The organism is Terasakiella pusilla DSM 6293 (assembly GCF_000688235.1).
GTDB lineage: Bacteria > Pseudomonadota > Alphaproteobacteria > Rhodospirillales > Terasakiellaceae > Terasakiella > Terasakiella pusilla.
The window spans coordinates 23,332-44,930 of the sequence record NZ_JHYO01000001.1 but is presented as its reverse complement, the minus strand read 5'-3'; the positions used below and the strand labels follow the sequence as shown (position 1 = coordinate 44,930).

At 51.7% G+C, this 21,599-nt stretch carries 25 protein-coding genes and 2 tRNA genes; 12 read left to right on the top strand and 15 right to left on the bottom strand.

Annotation, left to right across the window (positions count from 1 at the left end; genetic code table 11):
* Positions 1-12: 12 nt before the first annotated feature.
* Positions 13-828 (top strand): universal stress protein, encoded by an 816-nt coding sequence (locus tag Q397_RS0100255; RefSeq protein WP_028877708.1) that lies wholly within the window; start codon positions 13-15, stop codon positions 826-828.
* A 20-nt stretch (positions 829-848) separates the two neighbouring features.
* Here the strand turns inward: Q397_RS0100255 and Q397_RS0100250 are convergent, their stop codons facing one another.
* The 3 genes from Q397_RS0100250 to cobT are packed head-to-tail and all read right to left on the bottom strand — an operon-like array spanning position 849 to position 3,526.
* On the bottom strand, positions 849-1,526 hold the full coding sequence (locus Q397_RS0100250; protein ID WP_051609550.1) for a nucleotidyltransferase family protein: 678 nt from the start codon (positions 1,524-1,526) through the stop codon (positions 849-851).
* Positions 1,527-1,581: 55 nt separating this feature from the next.
* On the bottom strand, positions 1,582-2,472 hold the full coding sequence (locus Q397_RS20300) for a DMT family transporter (protein ID WP_051609549.1): 891 nt from the start codon (positions 2,470-2,472) through the stop codon (positions 1,582-1,584).
* A 28-nt stretch (positions 2,473-2,500) separates the two neighbouring features.
* On the bottom strand, positions 2,501-3,526 hold the full coding sequence (gene cobT, locus Q397_RS0100240; protein WP_028877706.1) for a nicotinate-nucleotide--dimethylbenzimidazole phosphoribosyltransferase: 1,026 nt from the start codon (positions 3,524-3,526) through the stop codon (positions 2,501-2,503).
* An 83-nt stretch (positions 3,527-3,609) separates the two neighbouring features.
* On the opposite strand from cobT, the gene cobS reads away from it, so the two are divergent.
* The 5 genes from cobS (at position 3,610) to Q397_RS20290 (ending at position 8,366) form a co-directional block, all read left to right on the top strand.
* Entirely contained in the window at positions 3,610-4,404 is a 795-nt protein-coding gene (cobS, locus tag Q397_RS0100235) for an adenosylcobinamide-GDP ribazoletransferase (RefSeq protein ID WP_028877705.1), read from the top strand.
* On the top strand, positions 4,401-5,012 hold the full coding sequence (locus Q397_RS0100230) for a histidine phosphatase family protein (RefSeq protein ID WP_028877704.1): 612 nt from the start codon (positions 4,401-4,403) through the stop codon (positions 5,010-5,012). Before cobS ends, Q397_RS0100230 begins: the two co-directional genes overlap by 4 nt.
* A 282-nt stretch (positions 5,013-5,294) precedes the next feature.
* A complete protein-coding gene (locus Q397_RS0100225) occupies positions 5,295-6,494 on the top strand; it encodes a phosphoglycerate kinase (RefSeq protein ID WP_028877703.1) in 1,200 nt (399 codons plus the stop codon).
* Positions 6,495-6,656: 162 nt separating this feature from the next.
* A complete protein-coding gene (locus tag Q397_RS23675; RefSeq protein ID WP_169737944.1) occupies positions 6,657-7,568 on the top strand; it encodes a glycosyltransferase family 2 protein in 912 nt (303 codons plus the stop codon).
* Positions 7,569-7,613: 45 nt separating this feature from the next.
* A complete protein-coding gene (locus Q397_RS20290) occupies positions 7,614-8,366 on the top strand; it encodes a glycosyltransferase (protein ID WP_051609547.1) in 753 nt (250 codons plus the stop codon).
* A gap of 5 nt (positions 8,367-8,371) precedes the next feature.
* Here the strand turns inward: Q397_RS20290 and Q397_RS20285 are convergent, their stop codons facing one another.
* On the bottom strand, positions 8,372-9,028 hold the full coding sequence (locus Q397_RS20285; protein WP_038012370.1) for a pyrimidine 5'-nucleotidase: 657 nt from the start codon (positions 9,026-9,028) through the stop codon (positions 8,372-8,374).
* Positions 9,029-9,116: 88 nt separating this feature from the next.
* On the opposite strand from Q397_RS20285, the gene Q397_RS20280 reads away from it, so the two are divergent.
* Positions 9,117-10,823 carry a sensor domain-containing phosphodiesterase gene (locus tag Q397_RS20280; RefSeq protein WP_051609546.1) on the top strand — a complete coding sequence of 569 codons (1,707 nt, stop codon included), beginning with the start codon at positions 9,117-9,119 and terminating at the stop codon, positions 10,821-10,823.
* Positions 10,824-10,881: 58 nt separating this feature from the next.
* On the opposite strand, the gene Q397_RS0100195 is transcribed toward Q397_RS20280, so the two are convergent.
* From Q397_RS0100195 to Q397_RS0100160, 8 genes are all read right to left on the bottom strand, one after another.
* Positions 10,882-11,430 (bottom strand): NifU family protein, encoded by a 549-nt coding sequence (locus Q397_RS0100195; RefSeq protein WP_028877700.1) that lies wholly within the window; start codon positions 11,428-11,430, stop codon positions 10,882-10,884.
* Between the two features lie 104 nt (positions 11,431-11,534).
* Positions 11,535-12,017, bottom strand: coding sequence for a universal stress protein (locus tag Q397_RS0100190; protein ID WP_028877699.1), 483 nt, complete (start codon positions 12,015-12,017; stop codon positions 11,535-11,537).
* A 27-nt stretch (positions 12,018-12,044) separates the two neighbouring features.
* Positions 12,045-13,031: a DUF2333 family protein gene (locus tag Q397_RS0100185; RefSeq protein WP_028877698.1), complete on the bottom strand. Its 987-nt coding sequence runs from the start codon at positions 13,029-13,031 to the stop codon at positions 12,045-12,047.
* Between the two features lie 98 nt (positions 13,032-13,129).
* Positions 13,130-13,504 carry a gamma-butyrobetaine hydroxylase family protein gene (locus Q397_RS0100180; RefSeq protein WP_028877697.1) on the bottom strand — a complete coding sequence of 125 codons (375 nt, stop codon included), beginning with the start codon at positions 13,502-13,504 and terminating at the stop codon, positions 13,130-13,132.
* Entirely contained in the window at positions 13,504-13,695 is a 192-nt protein-coding gene (locus tag Q397_RS0100175; RefSeq protein ID WP_028877696.1) for a Trm112 family protein, read from the bottom strand. Before Q397_RS0100175 ends, Q397_RS0100180 begins: the two co-directional genes overlap by 1 nt.
* Positions 13,696-13,709: 14 nt before the next feature.
* On the bottom strand, positions 13,710-14,372 hold the full coding sequence (locus tag Q397_RS0100170; protein WP_028877695.1) for an LON peptidase substrate-binding domain-containing protein: 663 nt from the start codon (positions 14,370-14,372) through the stop codon (positions 13,710-13,712).
* Positions 14,372-15,262 (bottom strand): thioredoxin family protein, encoded by an 891-nt coding sequence (locus Q397_RS0100165; RefSeq protein ID WP_028877694.1) that lies wholly within the window; start codon positions 15,260-15,262, stop codon positions 14,372-14,374. The genes Q397_RS0100170 and Q397_RS0100165 overlap by 1 nt, the downstream gene beginning before the upstream one ends.
* Positions 15,263-15,309: 47 nt before the next feature.
* The gene (locus tag Q397_RS0100160) at positions 15,310-15,795 is read right to left on the bottom strand and encodes a prolyl-tRNA synthetase associated domain-containing protein (protein WP_028877693.1); all 486 of its coding nucleotides are present in this window, start codon (positions 15,793-15,795) and stop codon (positions 15,310-15,312) included.
* 221 nt (positions 15,796-16,016) lie between these two features.
* On the opposite strand from Q397_RS0100160, the gene Q397_RS0100155 reads away from it, so the two are divergent.
* Both Q397_RS0100155 and Q397_RS0100150 read left to right on the top strand, forming a co-directional pair.
* Positions 16,017-16,091 (top strand) — tRNA-Gly (locus Q397_RS0100155).
* 34 nt (positions 16,092-16,125) lie between these two features.
* Positions 16,126-16,200, top strand: a tRNA-Gly gene (locus tag Q397_RS0100150).
* A gap of 128 nt (positions 16,201-16,328) precedes the next feature.
* On the opposite strand, the gene Q397_RS0100145 is transcribed toward Q397_RS0100150, so the two are convergent.
* The gene (locus tag Q397_RS0100145; RefSeq protein ID WP_028877692.1) at positions 16,329-16,757 is read right to left on the bottom strand and encodes an FKBP-type peptidyl-prolyl cis-trans isomerase; all 429 of its coding nucleotides are present in this window, start codon (positions 16,755-16,757) and stop codon (positions 16,329-16,331) included.
* A 217-nt stretch (positions 16,758-16,974) separates the two neighbouring features.
* On the opposite strand from Q397_RS0100145, the gene dapD reads away from it, so the two are divergent.
* The 3 genes from dapD (at position 16,975) to Q397_RS0100130 (ending at position 19,679) form a co-directional block, all read left to right on the top strand.
* Positions 16,975-17,820, top strand: coding sequence for a 2,3,4,5-tetrahydropyridine-2,6-dicarboxylate N-succinyltransferase (dapD, locus tag Q397_RS0100140; RefSeq protein WP_028877691.1), 846 nt, complete (start codon positions 16,975-16,977; stop codon positions 17,818-17,820).
* A gap of 141 nt (positions 17,821-17,961) precedes the next feature.
* Positions 17,962-19,113, top strand: a complete 1,152-nt coding sequence (dapE, locus tag Q397_RS0100135; RefSeq protein WP_028877690.1) for a succinyl-diaminopimelate desuccinylase — start codon at positions 17,962-17,964, stop codon at positions 19,111-19,113.
* Positions 19,110-19,679, top strand: a complete 570-nt coding sequence (locus tag Q397_RS0100130; protein ID WP_028877689.1) for a hypothetical protein — start codon at positions 19,110-19,112, stop codon at positions 19,677-19,679. Before dapE ends, Q397_RS0100130 begins: the two co-directional genes overlap by 4 nt.
* A 13-nt stretch (positions 19,680-19,692) precedes the next feature.
* Here Q397_RS0100130 and Q397_RS0100125 read toward each other — a convergent pair whose 3' ends face one another.
* A complete protein-coding gene (locus tag Q397_RS0100125) occupies positions 19,693-20,130 on the bottom strand; it encodes a YcgN family cysteine cluster protein (RefSeq protein ID WP_028877688.1) in 438 nt (145 codons plus the stop codon).
* Between the two features lie 78 nt (positions 20,131-20,208).
* Entirely contained in the window at positions 20,209-21,447 is a 1,239-nt protein-coding gene (locus Q397_RS0100115) for a polyhydroxyalkanoate depolymerase (protein ID WP_028877687.1), read from the bottom strand.
* Positions 21,448-21,599: the final 152 nt, after the last annotated feature.

The window sequence follows — 21,599 nt, the reverse complement described above, 5'->3', positions numbered from 1 at the left end:
GGGGTAAGCCTTATGGCGTTCAAGCATATTTTATTGCATCTGGATGCAACCGAGCATTGCGAGAAGCGGACCAAGATTGCGTTGGATATGGCAAAAAAGTCAGACGCGATTATTTCCGCCGTTTTTTGCCAGACTAATCCGAATATGTCCGCAATTGTGGGGAACCACCCTGTTGATGACACCTTGCGCAAATTGGCGATTGAGGCCGAGGCCACGTTTAAAGCGGCCGCTGAAGAAGCAGGTGTGAAGGCGACGATCAGCAATACACTTTGTACCTCCCACGCACAGGTCGTCCAAGCGGTGACATGGGCAGCGCGCACCAGCGATGTTGCGATTTTGGGGCAATATGACTGGTCGAAGAACTATTCCGGCATCCCGTCTGATCTGGCAGAAAATGTGATCCTGCACAGTGGGCGTCCGGTTTTGGTGGTGCCGTTTGCGGGTGAGTTTAAAACGGTGGGTCAACGCTGTCTGGTGGCGTGGAACGGCGGACGCGAAGCAGCACGGGCCTTAAACGATGCTATTCCGGTCATGCAGGATGCGAAGATGGTCGAGATTTTTGCCATCCAAAAAGAAGGCGTCAAACGTCCCAGCGAAAAAGAACTGGTCGCCCATCTGGAACGCCACAATATTCCGTGCAAAGCGGCAACGGATACCCGTGATAACGTGAGCGTGACGGACCTGTTGTTGTCCCATGCTGCGGATGAAGGCGCGGACCTGATCGTGATGGGTGCGCATGGACATTATGGTGTGTCGCACATGCTTAAGGGCGGCAACACCCGCGAGATTTTGAAACATATGACCGTTCCGGTCATGATGTCGCATTAAGATCGTTTATTCATCCCATTCTATCTTTCTTCCCAAGGGTGTATGGTCAGCTGTGGCCATGCACCCTTCCATCTTTCGGTCTTGTGGTGATAAATATCTGACAGAGGGAGCGCCGGATTTGGGCGCACGATTTGGCGCAAGAGATTTTCAAAGCCAAAAGGTGCATCATAGGAGATACGCGAGCCGCCGCGCCCTTGAAGGGCGATGGCTTGGACCTTGGATGGATAATAGTGTAGCGCCTCGGTTGCGCTGCTGAGAGACGGGTAATCCAAGCCGTATGTGCCCTTGTACCAAAGATGCACGCGGGCCTGATTTTTGATCTCGATCTTGATTTTTAAATCCTGAAAGATGTTGTGCGCGCGTAGGGTTATGGCTTCTTCCGCTTCCCGGCTTTGGTCGGGGTCAAAATAGATGAGATCGTAATCCTGTATATTGTCTGCCGGGTTTTTACCATCGATCACATTCCAGACGGTCTGGAACAAACAGCCGGACACCAGCCAGCAATCTGGGGCATCTAGCAAGGGCATGCGGCGCAGAATTTCCTTATTATAGGGGTTCATCTCCACCAGTTTAATCAATGTGTCTGCATTGCGTGACACATCATAGCGCGGCAGGTTATCGGCAAATAGAAGGTCTTCGTCTCCAGCGTTGGGAAGACGGCGGCGGTATCGATTGACGATATGACCTTTGCGGCGCATGGCATTGACCCCGATATGACGACCGGGGCCAGAATAACAGGTTCAAAGGGTAAAATCAGCCGCTTTTGCGCTTCAGGTTACTGATGAAAATACCGACAAAGATGATCCCCATGCCAGCCAGCATGGTGGGCGGGATGGCTTCCCCCAGTGAGATCGCGCCAAACAGGACACCAAAGACCGGCACCAGATAATTGTTGAGCGCAAGAAAGCTGACCCCGTTGCTTTTGATGATGCGCAACAACAACACATTGGCAGCCGCTGTTGGGACAATGCCCAGATAGATGATCCCCAAAACGTGCAGGCTATCGGGGCTAAAGGTCCAAGGTTGATCAAAGATCAGGGCCGCCGGCACCATGATCAAGGTCGCGATGCTAAGCGATCCCGCTGCCACTACCATAAACGGCAGGTGCTTTAGCTTGCGCGCGACAAGAGAGGCGGAGCCATAAGACAGGGCGGCTGCGACAATGCCGCCTTGGGCCAACAGGTTATCTCCCAATCCTTGCAGGACGCTTGGCCCGACAAGGACCAACAGGCCGCAAAATCCAGTGAGAACACCCGCAACCATATAGGGCGTCAGTTTTTCATCATCAGTGATAAAGTGTGCCATGACGGGCAGGGTCAGGGGCACCACTGACATCAGCACGGCTGCCATTCCGCTATCGACGGTATTTTCGCTCCAGCTGATTAGGAAAAATGGGGTTGCTGTGCCTAAAATACCAAGGGCGATCAAACATCCCCATACCGATTTTTCCCGCGGAAAAACTTCGCGACGGGCAATGGCGATGCTTAGGATAATCACGGCCGCCAATCCAATGCGCCCCGCCGCAATACTTAAGGGGGCAATGGATTCAAGCGCGACCTTGATGACACTAAAGCTGGACCCCCACATCATGGCAAGCAGAATGAGGGAGCCGTAGCTTTTATAGGTGATGGCAGACGTTGTCACACGAGGATACTTTCAAACACGGCAGGCTTTACGCGCCTTTGGTGGAGACACCAGCGTCGCCAAAGGTTGCCATTTCATTGTGACACGCAACAGCCGCGCGCACCATGCCAACTGCCAAGACAGCACCGCTACCTTCCCCAAGGCGCATGCCAAGGTCAAACAGGGGCTTTTGGTTGATCTTTTCACAGATGAGCAGGTGACCCGGCTCAACGGAATTATGGGCCACACGGCAATGATCAAGCGCGCCAGGCAGCATGGCTTCCAAGACCGCAACAGCAGCGGTGGAGACATAGCCATCCAACAGAACCGGCACATTTTTAAGGCGCGCTGCGAGAACAGCGCCCGCCATGGCGGCAAGCTCGCGCCCGCCCAGACAACGCATGACGTCAAGTGCGTCTGTCAGGGCATCTTTGTTGGTGATAACCGCTTGTTTTACAATCGCTGTCTTATGCGCCAGCATGTCATCATCAATGCCGGTGCCACGCCCGACCCAATCGGCAGCGTCCCCGCCGTAAAGCCCGTGGGCGACAGCGGCGGCAACGGTGGTGTTGCCGATCCCCATCTCCCCGATACACATCAAGTCGGTATGATCTTTCACCGTCGTCATGCCATAGAAAAAGGCTTCTGCGGCATCTTCGTCAGACATGGCGGCTTCAATGGCGATATCGCCTGTCGGGATATCCAGAGCCATTTCGTGGACTTGCAGGTCCACTTCAAAGTTGGCGCAAATCTGGTTGACCGCTGCGCCACCATCGATGAAGTTTTGTACCATCTGTTTGGTCACTTCTGCCGGATAGGCGGAGACACCTTGGGCGACAACACCGTGGTTGCCCGCATAGATGTTACAATGAACGGAACGCATGCGTGGCGGGTACAGTGCTTGAGAGGCGGCAACCCAATGGCTGATCTCTTCCAATCGGCCGAGAGATTCGGCAGGTTTGGTCAGTTGGGGTTCGCGTTCTTCCGCCTGCGCGCGGGCTGCGGCGTCGAGGGGGCGCAAGTCTTTGAGAATGGCGCGGATATCGTCGAGGTTTTTTACGTGTGGCAAGCTCATAACGGTTGCATCTCCCTTTCCCAAACAAATCATGATGGGGTATAAGTCAGGTTAAATCTTGTCACACACATAGCATGCAGGCCATGAGCGATACCAGTTCTTCATTCAATAAAAATGCACACTCCCTTCAAAGTTGGTGGGAGGATGCGCAGCTCGCGCTGGTTTTCTTGACCCGCATTCCCTGGACGATCAAGGGGGAATTACCTGCGAATGCGCTTAATCGGGCGGTGCGGGCGTTCCCTGCTGTGGGCCTGCTGGTCGGGGCGTTGGGTGCATGCGTGTTTGGCCTTGCCCAGGGGGTTGGTTTACCTGCGCTGGCTTGCGGCTTGTTTGCCGTTTTGAGCTGTGTGTTATTGACGGGGGCTTTGCATGAAGATGGCTTGGCCGATGTGGCAGACGGCTTTGGCGGTGGCAGGGATAAAGCACGTAAGCTTGAGATTATGCGCGACAGCCGCGTCGGATCTTACGGTGTTTTGGCAATGGTTATTGCGGTTGGATTGCGCGTCTCTTTGTTGGGTGGGTTTGAAGACTGGACCTTGGCCGCTGGCGCGCTGGTCGGCGTATCGGCCTTCTCGCGGATTGCACCTGTTTTGATGCTCTATACGATGGAGCCTGCGCGCACGGATGGTCTGGCCGCAAAGATGGAGCGACCGGACCAAACGATTGTCTGGCAGGGGGTGGCGCTGGCAGTGGGGGTTCTTTGGGTCTGTGTGCCCTTTTCGGCGCTATTGATGACCCTGATTGTGTCGGGAGCTGCGCTTTATGCGTTCCGTAAACTGGCCCAGTCCCAGATCGGCGGGCATACGGGGGATGTGTGCGGAGCCTCGCAACAGATTATCGAGATCGTGGCCCTTGCTGCCTTGGCTGCTCAGTTATGAGTGTTGCTGTCACAACATTCTGGTGGGTGCGCCATGCGCCTGTCAAAGCCATGATGCCGGGGCGGATTTATGGGCAGCGTGATTTGGGCTGTAACCTGAAAGATGTGGATCGCTTAAAGGCGCTTGCGGATCAACTGCCGACAGAGGCCGTTTGGGTGACCTCTACCTTGTCGCGCACCAAAAAAACCGCCAAAGCGATTGCGGAACAGCAAAAGACGCCGATCAAGACCTTGGCCTATAAAGAGCTGATGGAGCAAAATTTCGGCCTGTGGCAAAGCAAGACATGGGATGATCTGGAAGAAGAAGGCGAGGCGGAAGCGTTTTGGGTAGACCCCGCCAACCTTACGCCACCGGATGGGGAGAGTTTTGCCCTGATGTGCAAGCGCGTGCAAAAATGTGTGACCCACCTTCATAAAAAATATGCGGGGCAGCACATCATCTGTGTGGCCCATGCAGGCACCATCCGTGCGGCCCTTGCCCAAGCCCTTGACCTTAGCCCGGAACAGGCGTTGCGCTTTAAAATCGATACGCTCTCCCTCAGTCGTATTCAGCATTTTGTGCAGGATGGACGTGCTGATAGTTGGGCGATTGATGGCATAAATTTCTAACAAATTGAGAATTCGCAATTACGAACACAAATGTATGTACTAACTTTCGGTGTTATTCGGGATGACCGAGTATCATGACCACCTTTCGCTGAAGAAAATACCCTCCTTCTTTCAGCGACTTATAGCCCTTCTCCCCGTCTGTGGAGGAGGGCTTTTTTTGTGAAAGAAAAGAAGAAAAAACGCATTCGGAGCGCAGGAAATGAAAATCCTCAATTCCCTTTGTAGCTAAATTATGTATATTGCACTCAACATTTTGCACTTGCGAGAAGTAAAGGAAATCTCATGTCCCAGTTTAAAACACTCAGTGATTACGATGTTGCTGGTAAGCGTGTGTTGTTGCGTGCTGACTTGAATGTGCCGATGAAAGACGGCGTGGTTACAGATAGCACCCGTATCGACCGTACTTTGCCAACGATTGTTGAATTGACACAAAAAGGCGCACGCGTCGTTTTGATTACACACTGGGGCCGCCCGAAGGGTGAACGCGTCCCGGAAATGAGTGTGGAACCCGTGGCGGAAGCGTTGGCGGTACAGCTGGGCAAGCCTGTTAAATTTGCATCTGATTGCATTGGGGAAGAGGCTGAAAAAGTCGTAAATTCCTTGGCGGATACAGAGGTCTGCGTGCTGGAAAACCTGCGCTATTACAAAGAAGAAACCGATAACGATCTGGAATTTGCCAAAAAGCTGGCGGCTTTAGGTGATATTTACGTCAATGATGCCTTTTCTTGTGCGCACCGTGCCCATGCGTCCACAGAAGCGCTGGCACGCCTGTTGCCCTCTGCCGCAGGTCGCCTGATGCAATCCGAACTGGAAGCCCTGTCCGGTGCCCTTGAAAAACCGGAACGTCCGGTTGCGGCCCTCGTCGGTGGGGCGAAAGTCTCTACGAAGCTGGATGTGTTGAATAATCTGTCTGCAAAAGTTGATATGCTGATCATCGGCGGCGGCATGGCAAACACCTTCCTGAACGCGCAAGGTATCGATGTTGGCAATTCTTTGTGTGAACACGATCTTGCCGATACCGCAAAAGAAATTTTGGCGAGTGCAGAGAAAAACGGCTGTGAGATCATCCTGCCGGTCGATGGTGTTGTTGCCAAAGAATTTGCGGCAGGTGCTGAAAATCGCACCGTGATCCTGTCTGAAGGCGTGGCCTCTGACGAGATGATTTTGGATGTGGGGCCGGCCTCCGTTCAGGATTTGAAAGAACGTCTGTCCAAATGCAAAACCATCGTCTGGAACGGCCCGATGGGGGCGTTTGAGATTGCGCCGTTTGATGCCGGCACCAACGGTGCGGCCCAAGCTGCGGCTGAATTAACCAAAGAAGGTAAGCTGGTTTCCGTTGCTGGTGGCGGGGATACGGTCGCTGCCCTTGATCATGCGGGGGTGAAGGAAGATTTTACTTATATCTCCACAGCGGGCGGTGCCTTCCTTGAATGGCTGGAAGGCAAAGAACTTCCGGGTGTTGAAGTGCTGCGCGTCGGTTAATCTAAAAAGTCACTCATGAAAACCCCGCCTTTATAAGGGCGGGGTTTTTTGATTTTTAGGGGACACTCAACGGTGAGGACCACACACGAGAGGATCAGCGCCTTGAAACCTTGAACAATCCGGTATAATTTGCCTTTTTCCTCCTTTCGTGGTGCCGGTGGCGTGATCAAAGTTTCATTTGTCATAACAGTTTATAACAAGGCCGCTTATTTGCCCGATGTGATTGCGGCGTTAAAGGCGCAGACAGGGGCGTTTGCGCGCGAATTTGTGTTTGTGAATGACGGGTCAACGGATGACTCGCTTGCAATCGTGCGTCGGCAAACCGACGGGCTGGATAATGTGGTCATCGTGGATCAGGTTAATCAAGGCGTGGCGATTGCGACCAACAATGGCATCCGGGCGGCGCAGGGTGAGTTTATCAAGCTTGTGGATTCAGATGATATTCTGGCCCCGTTCTGTACGGAGGTGTTGTTGAAAACGGTGGAAGAGAACAAATGTGATTTCGTCTTCGGCATTTCAGGGGAATATGAGAAGAAAGACGAGATCGCCTTTACGGACCCCATGGGGGCAGAGGTAAAGGTTTTTGAGGATCCGCTGATGAGCGTCATTACCAAAGGTTATGCGCGCGTCAGCCATTGCTTGTTCCGTAAAAGCCTGTTTGAAAAGGCAGGGCTGTGTGATGAGCGCATTTTTTCCCAAGATCATTCCCTGTTTATCCGTTTGGCAGGTCAAGGCCATCTGGCACAGGTTTTTCACGAAGTATGTGTGTCGCCTAAGGATGAGCCCGGTCGGATCATGAATAATGAAGCCCAGGTGGTGCATGATGCAACGCTCGCGCTGGCGCACTATGTGGCGGATCATCAAGACCAGATGACGCAGGCACAACGGTTTGCCGCCCAGAAAAAAATCCTTGCCCGTGTCTGGAAATGGGCGCGTAAAACCCATGGGGCCTCGTTGTTTAGTGCAGAGTTTTTAGTGTACGCTTTGGGGCGATGCGGGGTGACAGTTTCGGCGGATCAGTTGGTCGGGCTTTGTGCGGTCTTTCGCAAAAAAGCTACTGTCAGACGGCCCTGAACCTGATACAAGACGCTAGCTAGTTTTTGATAAGGGGAGTGGGAAATGAGCAAGCCGGAAGTAACGATGGTCCTGACCAGTTGTGGTCGCGTTGATTTATTGCAACAAACCATCGAAAGTTTTGAGAAGTTTAATACCTACCCCATTAAACGCACGATCATTACTGAAGATTCCTGTGATCCTGAGGTCTATCAAAAGGTGCGTGACCTGTATGGCGATCGTTTCGAGATTTGGGCCAATGAAGAAAAGAAGGGCCAAATCAAGTCGATTGTAGATGCCTATGAATCTATTGAGACAGACTATGTTTTCCACTGTGAGGACGACTGGTTGTTTTACAAAGAAGGGTTTGTGGAGGAAGCATTTGCGATCCTGAACAGCAATCCGAAGATCACGCAAGTCTGGCTACGGACCAAAGAAAACCTCAACAAAGATGAAAATTACTTCAACTATGGCGATGTAGAAGAGGTTGAGGGCTATAAATTCTGTAAAGTGATCCCGACCGAAAGTTATGAATGGGGGTCATTCTCTTTCAATCCCGGTATTAAGCGGATGAAGGATTATCACGATTTGGGAAAGTTTGATGGCTGCCTGAGTGAGATGGATGTGAATATCAAATATAAAGAAGCTGGGTTCTATTGCGTGATTTCCGAAGAACCGGGCGTGGAACATCTGGGCGAAGAACGCCGCTTGCATGATCCGACCCGCGTCTGGTCTAACCGTCGTAAAGCGAACAAGCCGAAAGGCTTAAAACGCTTGCTCGGTCACTTTAAAAACCTGTTCACCACCGGGAAGTGGTAAGGCGACTAGAGTGTCGCCTTTAGCCAGTTGACCAGGTTATCCGTACGATAATGCACGTACTCTTCATCTGATCCCAGTCGCGCCCAATCCGATGGGGTATCTACCCAAAGACAGGACATGCCCAGATCTGCGGCTGGTTTAAGGTTGCGTGCCATATCTTCGACCATGATGGCTGTGGTCGGGTCGATGTCGAATTTGCTGATAAAAGTGTCATAGATTTCCGGCTCAGGCTTGGGACGATAGGCAGCATCCTGAATATCGAAAATACCGCTAAATTGATCGGCAATCCCTAGACGATCCATCACGCGCTCTGCATGTTTTGTCGAGGCGTTGGTGAAGATATATTTCTGTCCGGGCAGGGCCGCGAGCACATCTGCAAGTTCCGGTGACGGTGGCACCGGAGTGACGTCAATGTCGTGGACATAATCCAGATAGGGGGCAGGATCGATATTGTGGTTGGTCATCAACCCGCGCAAGGTCGTACCATGATCATGAAAATACTGTTTTTGGACTTTGCGGGCTTGGTCTTCGTCTAGTTTTAAGAAATCTGAGATAAAGCTTCTCATGCGCACATCAACTTGTGCAAACAAATTGCTACTTGAAGGGTATAAGGTGTTGTCTAGATCGAATACCCATGATTGAATACTATTTTTGAGTGTCATGGTGGCGCTTTTCTCGTTTTATTACTGGAATTGATTTCGGTTTTCTATACCATACCCATGAGGGTTAAAATAATAAAGGTAAACTGGAATGCCATCAGACCTTGATCTTAAAGCTGAACGTGATCGCTTTGTCGCCTTTAGTTTTTGCTGGAGCGATATCGTTCTGGAGCTGGACCATAACTTCAATATTGTTTTTGCCGGCGGTGCCATTGCCGCAATTACCGGAAAAACGGAGGAACAGCTCATCGGGCACCCTGTCACGGATGTGATTGCAGAGGCCGATCATGGTTTATTTTTACAGATTGTTTCCAGTGTAACCGATGAAAACCGTATCGAGTCAGTTTCTTTAAAATTGCAAGGCCGTAAAGGGCCAACTCCGCCTGTTGAAGTGATGGGCTATCGGGTGAAAGACCTGTCAAATCACCTCTTTATCGGGATGCGTCTGGGCAATAACTTTGGCAAAATCAGTACCTTCAAGAAGGATGAGGAAAGCGGCCTTCTGGATGATAAGTCCTTTGTTCAGGCCGCACAGTCCCGGATCAAGCAGCAATCGGCGCTTGGTGAAAACCTAGAAATGACCATGCTGGATATGGACCAGTTGCAGGAATTGGCAAATTCCCTTGGGAATGAGGATGCGGGCCATTTAATGAGCTCGGTCGGGGCGTACCTGCGTTCCACCTCCATTGGGGGGGATACGGCTGGTCGTATTTCTGACAATAAATTCGGGATCGTGCATAAACGTGATCTGGATGTCAGTAAAATTCAGAGCCAGATTACCAAGATGGCGTCGGATGCCAGCGGCGGGAAAGTCGCGCTGGATGTTAAATGTGCGACCATGGAAATGGATAGCGATAACATTTCAGATGAAGATTTGGCGAACGGGCTGGCCTATACCATCAACCAGTTTAAAAATGCAAAAGGTGCTGATTTTACAACAGGTAACCTGACTCAGAATATGAGCGCGCTTGTGTTGGAAGCGCAAAATAAAATCTCGACTTTTAAAACAGTCGTGAAAGAGCGGGAGTTCTTTATCGCTTTTCAGCCGATCGTGGGGACAAGAGATGGTAAAATCCATCATTATGAGTGCCTCGCCCGCTTCCGGGGGGAACATGCAGGTAAATCACCTTACGAATATATTGTGTTTGCGGAAGAAACCGGCCTGATCCCGGACTTTGATATGGCGATGGCGCAAATGGCCTTGCAATGGTTGGCACAACAGCCCAAAGGAAAACACTTTCATGTGGCGGTGAATGTGTCGGGCTATTCGGTGGGCGATTCCACTTATGTGGCAAACCTGATCGGGTTGTTGCGGGAGAATGAATGGGCAGCAGAGTCGCTGATGTTTGAGATCACGGAAAGTGCACGTCTTGAAAATCTGGATGAAGCCAACGTCTTTATTCAGACCCTGCGCAAAATGGGCTTTAAAGTCTGTCTGGACGACTTTGGGGCAGGGGCAGCCAGCTTCCAGTATCTGTCGACACTGGAGGTGGATATCGTCAAGCTGGATGGGTCTGCGGTGCGCAATGCCTTGAAGGCGCCGAAAGGTCGCTCTTTCTTGATTGCGCTTGGCAACCTGTGTCGTGATTTAAAGGTCGCGACCATCGCTGAACAAATTGACGATCCGCGTGGGCTGAAGTTTGTGCGTGATTGCGGTATTGGCTATGTTCAGGGCTATCTGTTTGGTAAGCCGTCGCCCAACGTGCGCGACTTTGATCCTTTGCCCCATGCCGAACTGTTTTCCAAAAAAGCGCTGTCTGACAATGCGGCAACCCTTTCGGTGATGACCCGGATTTAAGTTACAAAAAACCCGCTTTCAAACGAAGCGGGTTTTTTTGTGGTTTGGCTTGTGTGCGTTAGGCTTCGCGCACTTCCAAAATCTCAGGGATGTAGTAGCGCAGCATGTTTTCAATGCCGTGCTTCAGGGTCGCGCCGGAGCTTGGGCAGCCGGAACAAGCGCCCATCATGGTCAGGTAAACGATCCCGTCTTCAAACTTGTGGAAAATAATGTCGCCGCCGTCTTGGGCGACGGCTGGGCGGACACGTGTTTCCAGCAGTTCTTTGATTTGTTTGACGATGGCGTCATCTTCTTCACCGACGGCATTGGCGTCCGCTTCTTCTTCCTTGATGACAGAGTCACCGGAATTAAAGTGATTCATCAGCGCTTCAAGGATCATAGGTTTCAGCACTTGCCAGTCGCGCGCGTCTTCTTTTGTGACCGTGATGAAGTCGGAGCCAAGGAAGATACTGTCCACACCTTCAACACTAAACAGGCGCGTCGCAAGTGGTGAGCGTGCAGCAGATTGCTTGTCGTTAAAGTTGGCGGTCCCTTGTGCCATGATGGTCTGTTCAGGGATGAACTTCAGGGTGGACGGGTTTGGTGTTGCTTCTGTCTGAATGAACATGGGGCACCTTTCAATGCGGTCGATTTATCTTTGTCAGATAAATGGTCTGATTTTTGGTAAAGGTCAAGTCTAAAACCAACTAATTTAGTCGGATATAGGAAATCTTAGGTAATCCGATCGATATCTTCTTCACTTAAGGTACCGGGAACGACCGTAATAGGGATGGGCAAGCCACCCAGCATGTCGCCGGTGAGGGAAGAAACAAGGGGGCCGGGGCCGTCTGCAGAGTCTGCTGCGCCAAGGACGAGCAGGGAAATCAAAGGTTCTTCCTTCAACAGCTTCATCAGCTGGTTTTGGCGTTCGCCTTCGCGGATGTAGATCATAGGGATCTCGCCGGTGATTTCCTGCACTTGTTCAGAATATTTATGGACGGCTTTTTCGGCTTCTTCGCGGGCTTCTTCTGCCATCAGGGTGCCGACAAACATCCAGTGTTGGAATTCTGCGGGTTGAATGACGTAAAGCAGGGCAACACGTCCGCCGGAGTGTTTGGCGCGTTTGGCGGCAAACCTCAGGGCAACATGCATTTCTTCGCTGTCGTCAACGACAACAAGAAAGACCCGTTCATGAATTTCTTTACTTTCTACCATAGCAGATAGATTGCCCTGCTTTTGCCCTTACTTCAACAAGATATTGGCAACTTCTTTCATTTGCGTGCGTGCGCGCAGCAGATAGAAGCCTTGTGCCGTTAGATGGCTGGGGCGCCAGAAGCTGTCCGGGTCTGCATTGACCACCACAAGGGGCTGGGCCTCTGCGGCTGTTTTCAGGGACTCCAGCATTTGATCCCAGGGCTTGGTGACATCCCGGTCTGCAATGATATCGCGGAAATCTTCGCGCAATTCGCGCAGGATGAGATAATAAGCGTAGAGGCGCCCTTTGTTGCGATAATAGATATCGTCCGCGTGAAAATCGATGAGAGAGCCTGAACTTTCGCGGATGTATTTGTCGATCACGGCAGAACCGGAGCCAAGGTCGGTCGCGATCCGTTCTAATGTGCGTTCCAAATTGTCTGCGCGGGTATCAAAGACGGCCTGACCTTGACCTAAACGGTTGTTATAGGAAATCAGACTTTTGCGCGCTGCGCGGTATTGGGAATCGCTGGGGGCCGTTGGGGCGAGGGAGACGGAAAAATCAAAGACCCAGACGTCACCGGCATATTTTAGCAGGCCTGCAGCTTTATCGAGATCTTTATCGACCTCGCTTGATCCGCGGGTACGTCCGACCTGATCGCTCATTTCAATGGCGAAGCGCGAGAGCGCATAGATGATGCCTTGCTGGAAGTTGGGCATATTATCAAGGGCAGCACCGGGCAGGAACCATGGGTCATTAGCGACCCAAGGGTGGGTGTCTGTTTCGCGTTCAATCAGATGGGCGGCCATGGCAACGGCGCGGCTTTGGCCTGCCTGCACTTGGACATCAATGGCGGTGTTGTCATCCACACTATGGACGAGTGCCATGCCGATGGGGTAATAGAGCAACGCGACGATAAACAGAATACCGACACCGCGAAGGGCGAGTTTTGCCTTTTTGCCGCCGCCTTCCGGCAGGTTGACGTCAAGAAATTTCAATTTCCCACGAAGCCACAGGGGAAGACGATCAAGCATAATACAAACCTTCAAGCGTTAAACACCATGTTCAGATAGGCTGATTATATCCTGATTTGCAAGGGTTTGTCAGAAAAACCCTTAAAAAGATTGTCTATTTAAGGGTCGCGGCTTAATCCGGCGGCGGCTAGGTTGGTCAGGTAATCATCCCAGACATCATTCATGTTTTCCCCCAACCAGTGCAGGTAGTTCCAGGTGAAGATGCCGCTGTCATGTAGATCATCGAAGGTCAGCTTGATGGCGTAATTGCCGACAGGCTCCACCCCGATGATCGCAACGTGGCGACGACCGGCAAGGATTTTCTTTTGAGACGGGCTGTGGCCTTGCACTTCTGCAGACGGGCTTTCTACGCGTAACAGCTCTGCCGGGATTTGATAGCTGTCGCCGTTATCAAAGCTGACAAGCAGGGCTTTTTCCGCTTTTTTGACGCGCAGTTCCGTGACGGTAAAACCGCTTTCGGTTTCCGGTGTCATCAGGCGTCCCCGTCGTCGATCTGGCGGGCTTCATCGGGTAACATGATCGGAATGCCTTCGCGGATCGGGTAGGCCAGATGGGCTTGCTCGCTGATTAGTTCCTGCGCGTCTGCATCATAGCGCAGTGGCCCTTTGGTGATCGGGCAGACGAGTACTTCCAACAGTTTGGGGTCAACAGAAGGGTGTGACATGATCGATTTTTCCTTTAAGCGTGACCGGAGGATCCCTCTTCATGACCAAGGGCGGCCATGGACATCATGGTAATGAGGGTTTGTGCGCGTTGTGTCAAGGTGATGGCTTCCAGCAGGGCCTGTTTTTCGCGGGCCTCAAAGGGACCGAGCATGGCAAGCGCATTGACCAGATCTTCGTCCGGGGCTTGCTCAAGCGCGTCCCAATTGACGTCCAGCATGTCTTGCGCGTGCGGACCGCTGATATCGAGAAAGTTGCGTAACTCTTCCAGCAGGGCCTGGCGGTTGACGTTGGATTTATCTTCTTCCAGATCGACTTTCTGGTAAGGCGTGTAATCTACGGCAGCACGGCGATAGCCGCGTTCGATTTCCAGTTCTTCCACAACCTTGAAACGAGTGATCCCTGCCAGTGTGATGATAAACCGTCCATCTTCCATTTCCCGGAAGTCCACGATTTTCCCAAGACAGCCGACCCCGTAGAGCGCACAGCTATCAGGCACCGGGCCGGGGACATCGTAGCACGGTTGAATCATGCCGATGGCACGACCAACCCCAAGGGCATCTTCCACCATTGTCAGATAGCGCGGCTCGAAGATATTGAGCGGCAACTGTCCACGCGGTAGCAGTAATGCACCGTTGAGGGGGAAAAGAGGAAGGGTTTCTGGCAGGATCGGACCCATTAGAACAACACTGTCGTTAGTTTTTTACGCACCTGAATGACTACAGGATCGGTCAGGCCGATGGCTTCAAAAATTTTCAGCATTTGCAGACGCGCGGCATCATCTTTCCATGTACGATCTTTTTTGACGATTTCAAGAAGCTGCATCAGACCTTCTTCGCTTTTTCCCGCACCGTAAAGCGCCATGCCGAGATCAAAACGGGCCTGATGGTCGTTAGGGTCGGCGGCCAGTTTCGCTTCCAGTTCGCTGGTATCCAGATCCCCTTGGCCGGCGAGTTCAATCATAGCGATTGCCGAGGCAATATGTTCGTTGCTTTTCAGTTCCTGCGGCAGGTTGTCGGCAATTTCTTTAGCGCCGTCGATGTTACCAAGGGCCACGTGGCTGCGCATGACACCGGCGCAGGCCTCTGGATTAGAGCGATCATGTTCTAAGATCTGGATGTAAAGCCCTTGAGCGTTAGCTGCGTCGCCCGCGTCCAACAGTTCTTTAGCTTGAGCCAGTGCCTGATCGATCGGCGAGCCAGCGTCGCCCAGTTGCTTGTTGATGAATTTGCGCAATTCACTTTCCGGCAAAGCACCTTGGAAGGCATCAACGGGTTGACCATTTTTAAAACAGAAAACGGTCGGGACAGACTGTACCTGCAACTGACGGGCAATCTGGTAAGCTTCCTGTGCGTTGATTTTTACGAGCTTGATAGCCCCGCCCATGGTGCGCACCAGATTTTCCAGAATCGGCTTCAGTGTTTCGCAGGGTTTGCACCCCGGTCCCCAGAAGTCCACAAGCACCGGCACCTCGTTAGAAGCTTCGACCACATCTTCCATAAAGGTTTCGGTCGTCGTGTCCTTGATTAAATCGGCGGCGCCTTGTGGGGCGTTGGGATCGATGATCATGTGTCTTCATCCGTTTAGTTGGTTTATGCGTTGCTTATCTAGATAAATCAAAGCACCACTTCGCGCAACTCATGACCGCAGGCAGTGATGAATTGTCTTAGGGCATCCGGTGTCAGGGCGGTTGTCATTTCGTTGGTCAGGGGATGATAGTTGACCAATTCACCCGCCATCATTTCCGCATCCAGAATGACATTGACCTGTTGGGCTTTGTCGTTGATCAGCGCAAACGGCGTCACAGAGCCGGGGGTAACCCCCAAAACTTCCAGCAAGAGATCCGGTTTACCGAAGGAGAGATGGCCGGAGCCGATCTTGTTTTTTATTTCCTTGAGGTTGATGGCGCGGTCCTCTTGGGCGACGATCAACCAGAGGACGCCTTTTTTGTCTTTTAGAAAAAGATTCTTGCAATGAACGCCCGGCAAATCGCCTCGAAGAGCTTTACTGTCCTCTACGGTGTGCATGGCAGGGTGGTGATGTGTCGTGCTTTCAATGCCTAAAGTTTCAAGGTGGGCAAGTAGGCTTTGGGGTGTCGTCATGGTTACTTAATCCTAGTAAGTATGCGGCTTGAGATCGCTTTCTAAGTCTTTTCTGTTCTGATTTATAGAGGGGTTTTAGGGGGGTGGAAAAGGGGCGAATAAAAAATATTTCAATTTATTGAATTTTTTAGCTTGCAATGTTTCTGGCTTTTACTATTATGCGCCCCGCTTCCACGGGGAACACCCAGTCCCTCAAAACGGAAGCGGTTTTAAAGATGAATGCGGGCGTAGCTCAGGGGTAGAGCGAAACCTTGCCAAGGTTTAGGTCGAGAGTTCGAATCTCTTCGCCCGCTCCATCTTCAAAACAACATAGACGCATTAAGATGATATGCGGGCGTAGCTCAGGGGTAGAGCGAAACCTTGCCAAGGTTTAGGTCGAGAGTTCGAATCTCTTCGCCCGCTCCATCTTAAAAGTCTTCAAAAAAACCGCCGACGTTATGTCAGGCGGTTTTTTTGCGTCTGGGCAGGTGCTGTCTTTCCCGCAGTGCGAATCGGAAGTGATGAGACTTTGCCCATCACTCCCCATCGATCGCTTAAGCGGCTTCAAGAACAGTCAGTTTAAAGTCCAGCTCTTCGCCGGCCAGTGGGTGATTGGCATCAACGGTGACCGTCGTGTCTGTCACCTGATGGATGATCGCCACCATGGTCTGACCTTCCGGTGTTTGCATTTGCATGGACATGCCGACTTGCAGTTCTTCGTCGGTTTGGATCATGTTTTTTTCGATTTCCATCACCAGATTTGGGTCGGGCATGCCGAAAGCGTCAGCGGGGCTGAGTTTTTTGTTGACCGTTTCACCAAGGCTGATGCTTTCAAGGGCGTCATCGATGGGTTTGAAGCCACAAGGCTCCCCGATGATCATTTCCAGCGGTTCCCCCGGTGGGGAGGCGGGAACGACGGTGCCGTCTTCGGTGGTGAAGGTAACTTCGATTTTGACTTTTTGGCCAGCTGCAAGGTTTGACATAGCATGGTCCTTCTGGAATGTGTTCAGTGATGCATGAAGCCCAGAACTCAATCCCAACAACTGCAATGCACTTTGGATCTATTCAGCATACAGAAATGTGAAGGCGGCACAACCGTGGAGCCGAGGGTTTTTATTCTTTCTAAAACTTGACCGTTGCCCATAATTTTTGCATTGTCAGGCAAACTTCTGACTTACTTTGATAAAGGCACTTATAAAGATGGTTAAAGCTCAATTGGAATCCGTGATCGAATCTGCGTTTGAAAACCGCGATTCCGTTAACTACGACACACAAGGCGAAATTCGTGACGCTGTAGAAACGGCCCTGAACATGATGGACCGTGGTGAACTGCGTGTTGCAGAAAAGCAAGGGTCTGACTGGGTTGTAAACCAATGGGCGAAGAAAGCTGTTTTGCTGTCTTTCCGTCTGAACGATATGGAAACCATTGCGGGTGCGCCGGGCGTCAACGCCAACTGGTGGGATAAGGTGCCGTCCAAGTTTGAAGGCTGGACCGATAAAGAATTTAAAGAAGCCGGTTTCCGCGCAGTACCGGGTTGTGTGGTTCGTCGCTCTGCATTCGTTGCGAAAAATGCGGTCCTGATGCCGTCTTTCCTGAACTTGGGTGCCTATGTTGACGAAGGCGCGATGATTGACACATGGGCGACGGTTGGCTCTTGTGCGCAAATCGGTAAAAACGTTCACATCTCTGGTGGTGCGGGCATCGGTGGCGTGCTTGAGCCACTGCAAGCGGGTCCGGTTATCATTGAAGACAACTGCTTCATCGGTGCGCGTTCTGAAGTTGCCGAAGGCGTTGTTGTTGAAGAAGGCTCCGTGATCTCTATGGGTGTCTTCCTTGGCCAGTCTACAAAGATCGTTGATCGGGCAACTGGCGAGATCACCTACGGTCGCGTGCCGGCTTATTCTGTTGTTGTACCGGGCACCCTGCCGGGTAAAGAAATGGCAAATGGCCAACCTGGTCCGGGTCTGGCCTGTGCGGTTATTGTGAAGCGTGTTGACGAAAAAACACGGTCCAAAACATCCGTAAACGAACTGTTGCGCGATTAAGATCGACTGATCCTCTATCGTGGTAGGGGATAAGTCAGAGAGAGTTCAGCTTTTGCAGCTGAAAACGTCGGCTCCACCTTGTTTTAAGTGTGGGGCCGATGTAGTTTTAATTAATTACAATCTACAAAGAGCCTGTATCCCATGATCGACACCATCACATTTACCCAAGACCTGATCCGTTGTCCCAGTGTGACGCCGAAAGATGAAGGGGTGTTTGATCTCTTGCAAGGGGCGCTGGAAGACTTGGGCTTTACCTGCCATCGCCTGCCGTTTCAGGAAGAAGGGACGGAACGGGTTGAAAACCTCTATGCCCGCCTCGGCACAGAAGGACCAAACTTCTGTTTCGCCGGTCATTTGGATGTGGTACCGGTCGGGGATGCCAATGGCTGGACTTATGATCCCTTTGGCGGGGAAATTCATGATGGTCGCCTGTATGGGCGTGGCGCAGCGGACATGAAGGGCGCGGTTGCCGCCTTTGTGGTGGCAGCACAAAACTATCTGAACGCCCAAGGCGATGGCTTTAAAGGCTCCCTATCCCTGTTGATCACCGGCGATGAAGAAGGTCCGGCGATCAATGGCACCAAAAAGGTGCTGCAATGGATGGAAGAGCAGGGCGAGATCATGGATCACTGCCTTGTGGGGGAACCGACAAACCCCCAATGTATGGGCGAAATGATGAAGGTGGGCCGCCGTGGCTCCATTAACTCCCGTCTGGTGGTGCATGGCACACAAGGCCATGTGGCTTACCCGCACCGTGCTGATAATCCGCTGCCGCGTCTGGTCAAGATGCTGGACGCCCTGATCTCGCATTCGTTGGATGAGGGGAACGAGTTTTTTGATCCGTCCAGCCTGTCGCTGACCACAATTGATTGCGGCAATGAAGTCGAGAACGTGATCCCCGGTGAAGTGGTGGCCAAGTTTAACATTCGCTATAACAACATTCATACGGGCGCGAGCCTTGAAAAATGGATTCGCGACACATTGGACAGCGTGGATACCAACTATACGCTGACCACCCGTATCTCTGGTGAAAGCTTTATGAGCCCGCAGGATAAGTTGACGGACCTGATCGAGCGCGCGACTGAGAAAGTCACAGGCGTGGCCCCGGAACGATCCACATCCGGGGGCACGTCCGATGCGCGTTTCATCACCCATTCCTGCACAGTGGCGGAGTTTGGGCTGGTGGGGCAAACCATGCATAAAGTCGATGAAAATGTGCTGGTGGACGATCTGGAGAAGCTGACAAAAATTTATGAAACCATCCTCAACGACTATTTCGCCGAGGGTGCATGATCGATTTACGTCCCCTCTATTTCGGGTTAGCAGGCGGTGCCCGTCTGGTTCGACTGGATATATCGGGGATGTATCTTGTAAAAGGCGGCGTATCCGGATTCTGGGCGTCGTTGTTTTGGTCGGCTGGCTTGGTCCTGCCGCTTTACGTCTTGTTGATGTTGCTGCGCTTTGATCCGCAAGTGCATGACGGGCTGCGCTTTTTATTTTCCCATGGGGTGGTCTATAGTTTGGCCTGGCTGATCTTTCCGGTCATTATGGAACGGGTTACGGTTTTTATCGATCGTCGTCAGTATTTCTTGCGCTTTATCATCGGCTATAATTGGCTGGGCTGCTTTTACAACCTGTTCTTTTTGCTCGTCGGGCTGGCCCAAGCCAGTCACATGATCTCGTGGGAGGCCGCAAGCGCCATCTCAGCGGGGCTGATGCTGGCGGGGCTGGTCTGGATCGGTCATTTGGCCAAGCACGCCCTAGACATCCCCTACAGCGCGGCTGTGGGGATTGTGGTGCTGGACCTGTTTATGGGCGTGATGATTAACCTGCTGAGTGTCAGTCTGCTCAGTAATTAAGTCGGTGCCTGACCTATTGCGGCCAGTGGACGATATAATCTTCCAGATCGCCATCGACTTCATCTTCATTGATGATGCGTCCTGCAACGCTGTTGCCTGATTTAACCGTACTTTGCGGATCGCCCGTGACCAGCGGGTGCCAGTTAGGCAGTTCTTCCCCATCGCGCAACAGGCGATAGGCACAGGTGGTCGGCAGCCAGTGCAGGTTATCCAGATTCTGCGGCAGCAGTTCCACACAGTCCGGTACAAGGAAGGTGCGCATCTGGTATTGGCTGCAATGACAGGTGTTTTTATCCATCAGACGACAGGCCACGTTGGTGTAGCAAACCTCTTCTGTATCTTCATCTTCCAGCTTGTGCAGACAGCACTTGCCACAGCCATCACAGAGCGATTCCCACTCATCAAGGGACATATCAGCCAGTTTTTTGGTTTTCCAGAAAGGGTCAGTCATGGTCGGTCTCAAAAATAGAAAGGGTGTGGCCTTATATATGGGCCACACCCTGATTAGGCTAGGAAAATCGAACGCGATTTAGCTTTTCGCTCCCAATTCCTTGTCATGTTCAAGGATAAAGGCGGCAACTTGCGGCTTGATCTCGGTACGCCAGCGACGTCCGTTGAAGATACCGTAATGCCCAACATTGGGGTGCAGCGTGTGTTTTTGTTTCTCTGCAGGGATGCCGCTACAGATCGTGTGCGCTGCTTCTGTTTGCCCGCGTCCGGTGATGTCATCCTTTTCACCTTCGATGGTAAACAGCGCGGTGTTTTTGATCGCGGACGGATGAACTTTGCGATCACGCCAGCTCATACTATCCGTTGGTAGGGCGTGATCCATAAACACGGTTTGCAGTGTTTGTAGATAAAATTCTGCGGGCAGGTCCATGACAGACAGATATTCGTCATAGAAATCGTGGTGTTGTTCAGCCGAATCGCCATCACCTTCAATCATATGGTTAAACAGATTGAGGTGAGCGCCGACATGGCGTTCCAGGTTCATGGTCATAAAGCCGGTTAGCTGCATAAAGCCCGGATAGACGTTACGCATAAAGCCGGGATAGTTGACCGGTACTTGTGCAATCACGCTTTTACGGAACCAGTCGATATCCTTTTCTTCCGCAAGCTTGTTGACTTCGGTTGGGCTGACGCGGGTATCGATCGGCCCGCCCATCAGTGTCATGGTTGTGGGGGCACAGTAATCTTCATCTTCTGCCATCAGGGAAACAGCGGCTAAAACCGGCACGGAGGGCTGACAGACCGCAAGAACGTGGGTGTTCGGCCCCAGATGATGCAAGAAGTACATGATATATTCGATGTAATCATCCAGATCGAAAGACCCGTGGCTGGTACAGACATCACGTGCGTTGATCCAGTCGGTGATATAAACGTCATGATCAGGCAGCAACGCTTCGACGGTGCCGCGCAGCAGGGTGGCGTAGTGACCGGACAGCGGGGCGACGACCAACAGTTTTGGGTGTTTCTTTTTGGTTTTACGTTTGAAGTGTAACAGTTCGCAAAACGGTTTAAGCAGAACAACTTCTTCTTCAACAGCGACTTTTTTGCCGTCAATCTCGGTGAAATGCAGGCCGAATTCCGGTTTGATATAGCGACGAGTTACCCGTTCAAAGAGGTGGCAGCTGGCTGCAATGGCGCGCCCCATGGGGGTATAGGATACCGGCATGAAGGGAGAACGGAAAACTTCTTCCATCTTTTCCGCGGCATGTCGAAACGGTGACCATACCGAGTGCTGGAATTCATAGAATTGATAAAGCATGCGATCTTTTTTCCCTATGTTATTGGGATTAAACTTAAAATATGGATAACTAAATATATAAGGTCTTCATTATCTTTTTGCGTAAGATGGAGGATATGATTAAAATATTTCAATCGTCAACCAGTTTGCGCACTAATAATACTTATGACTAC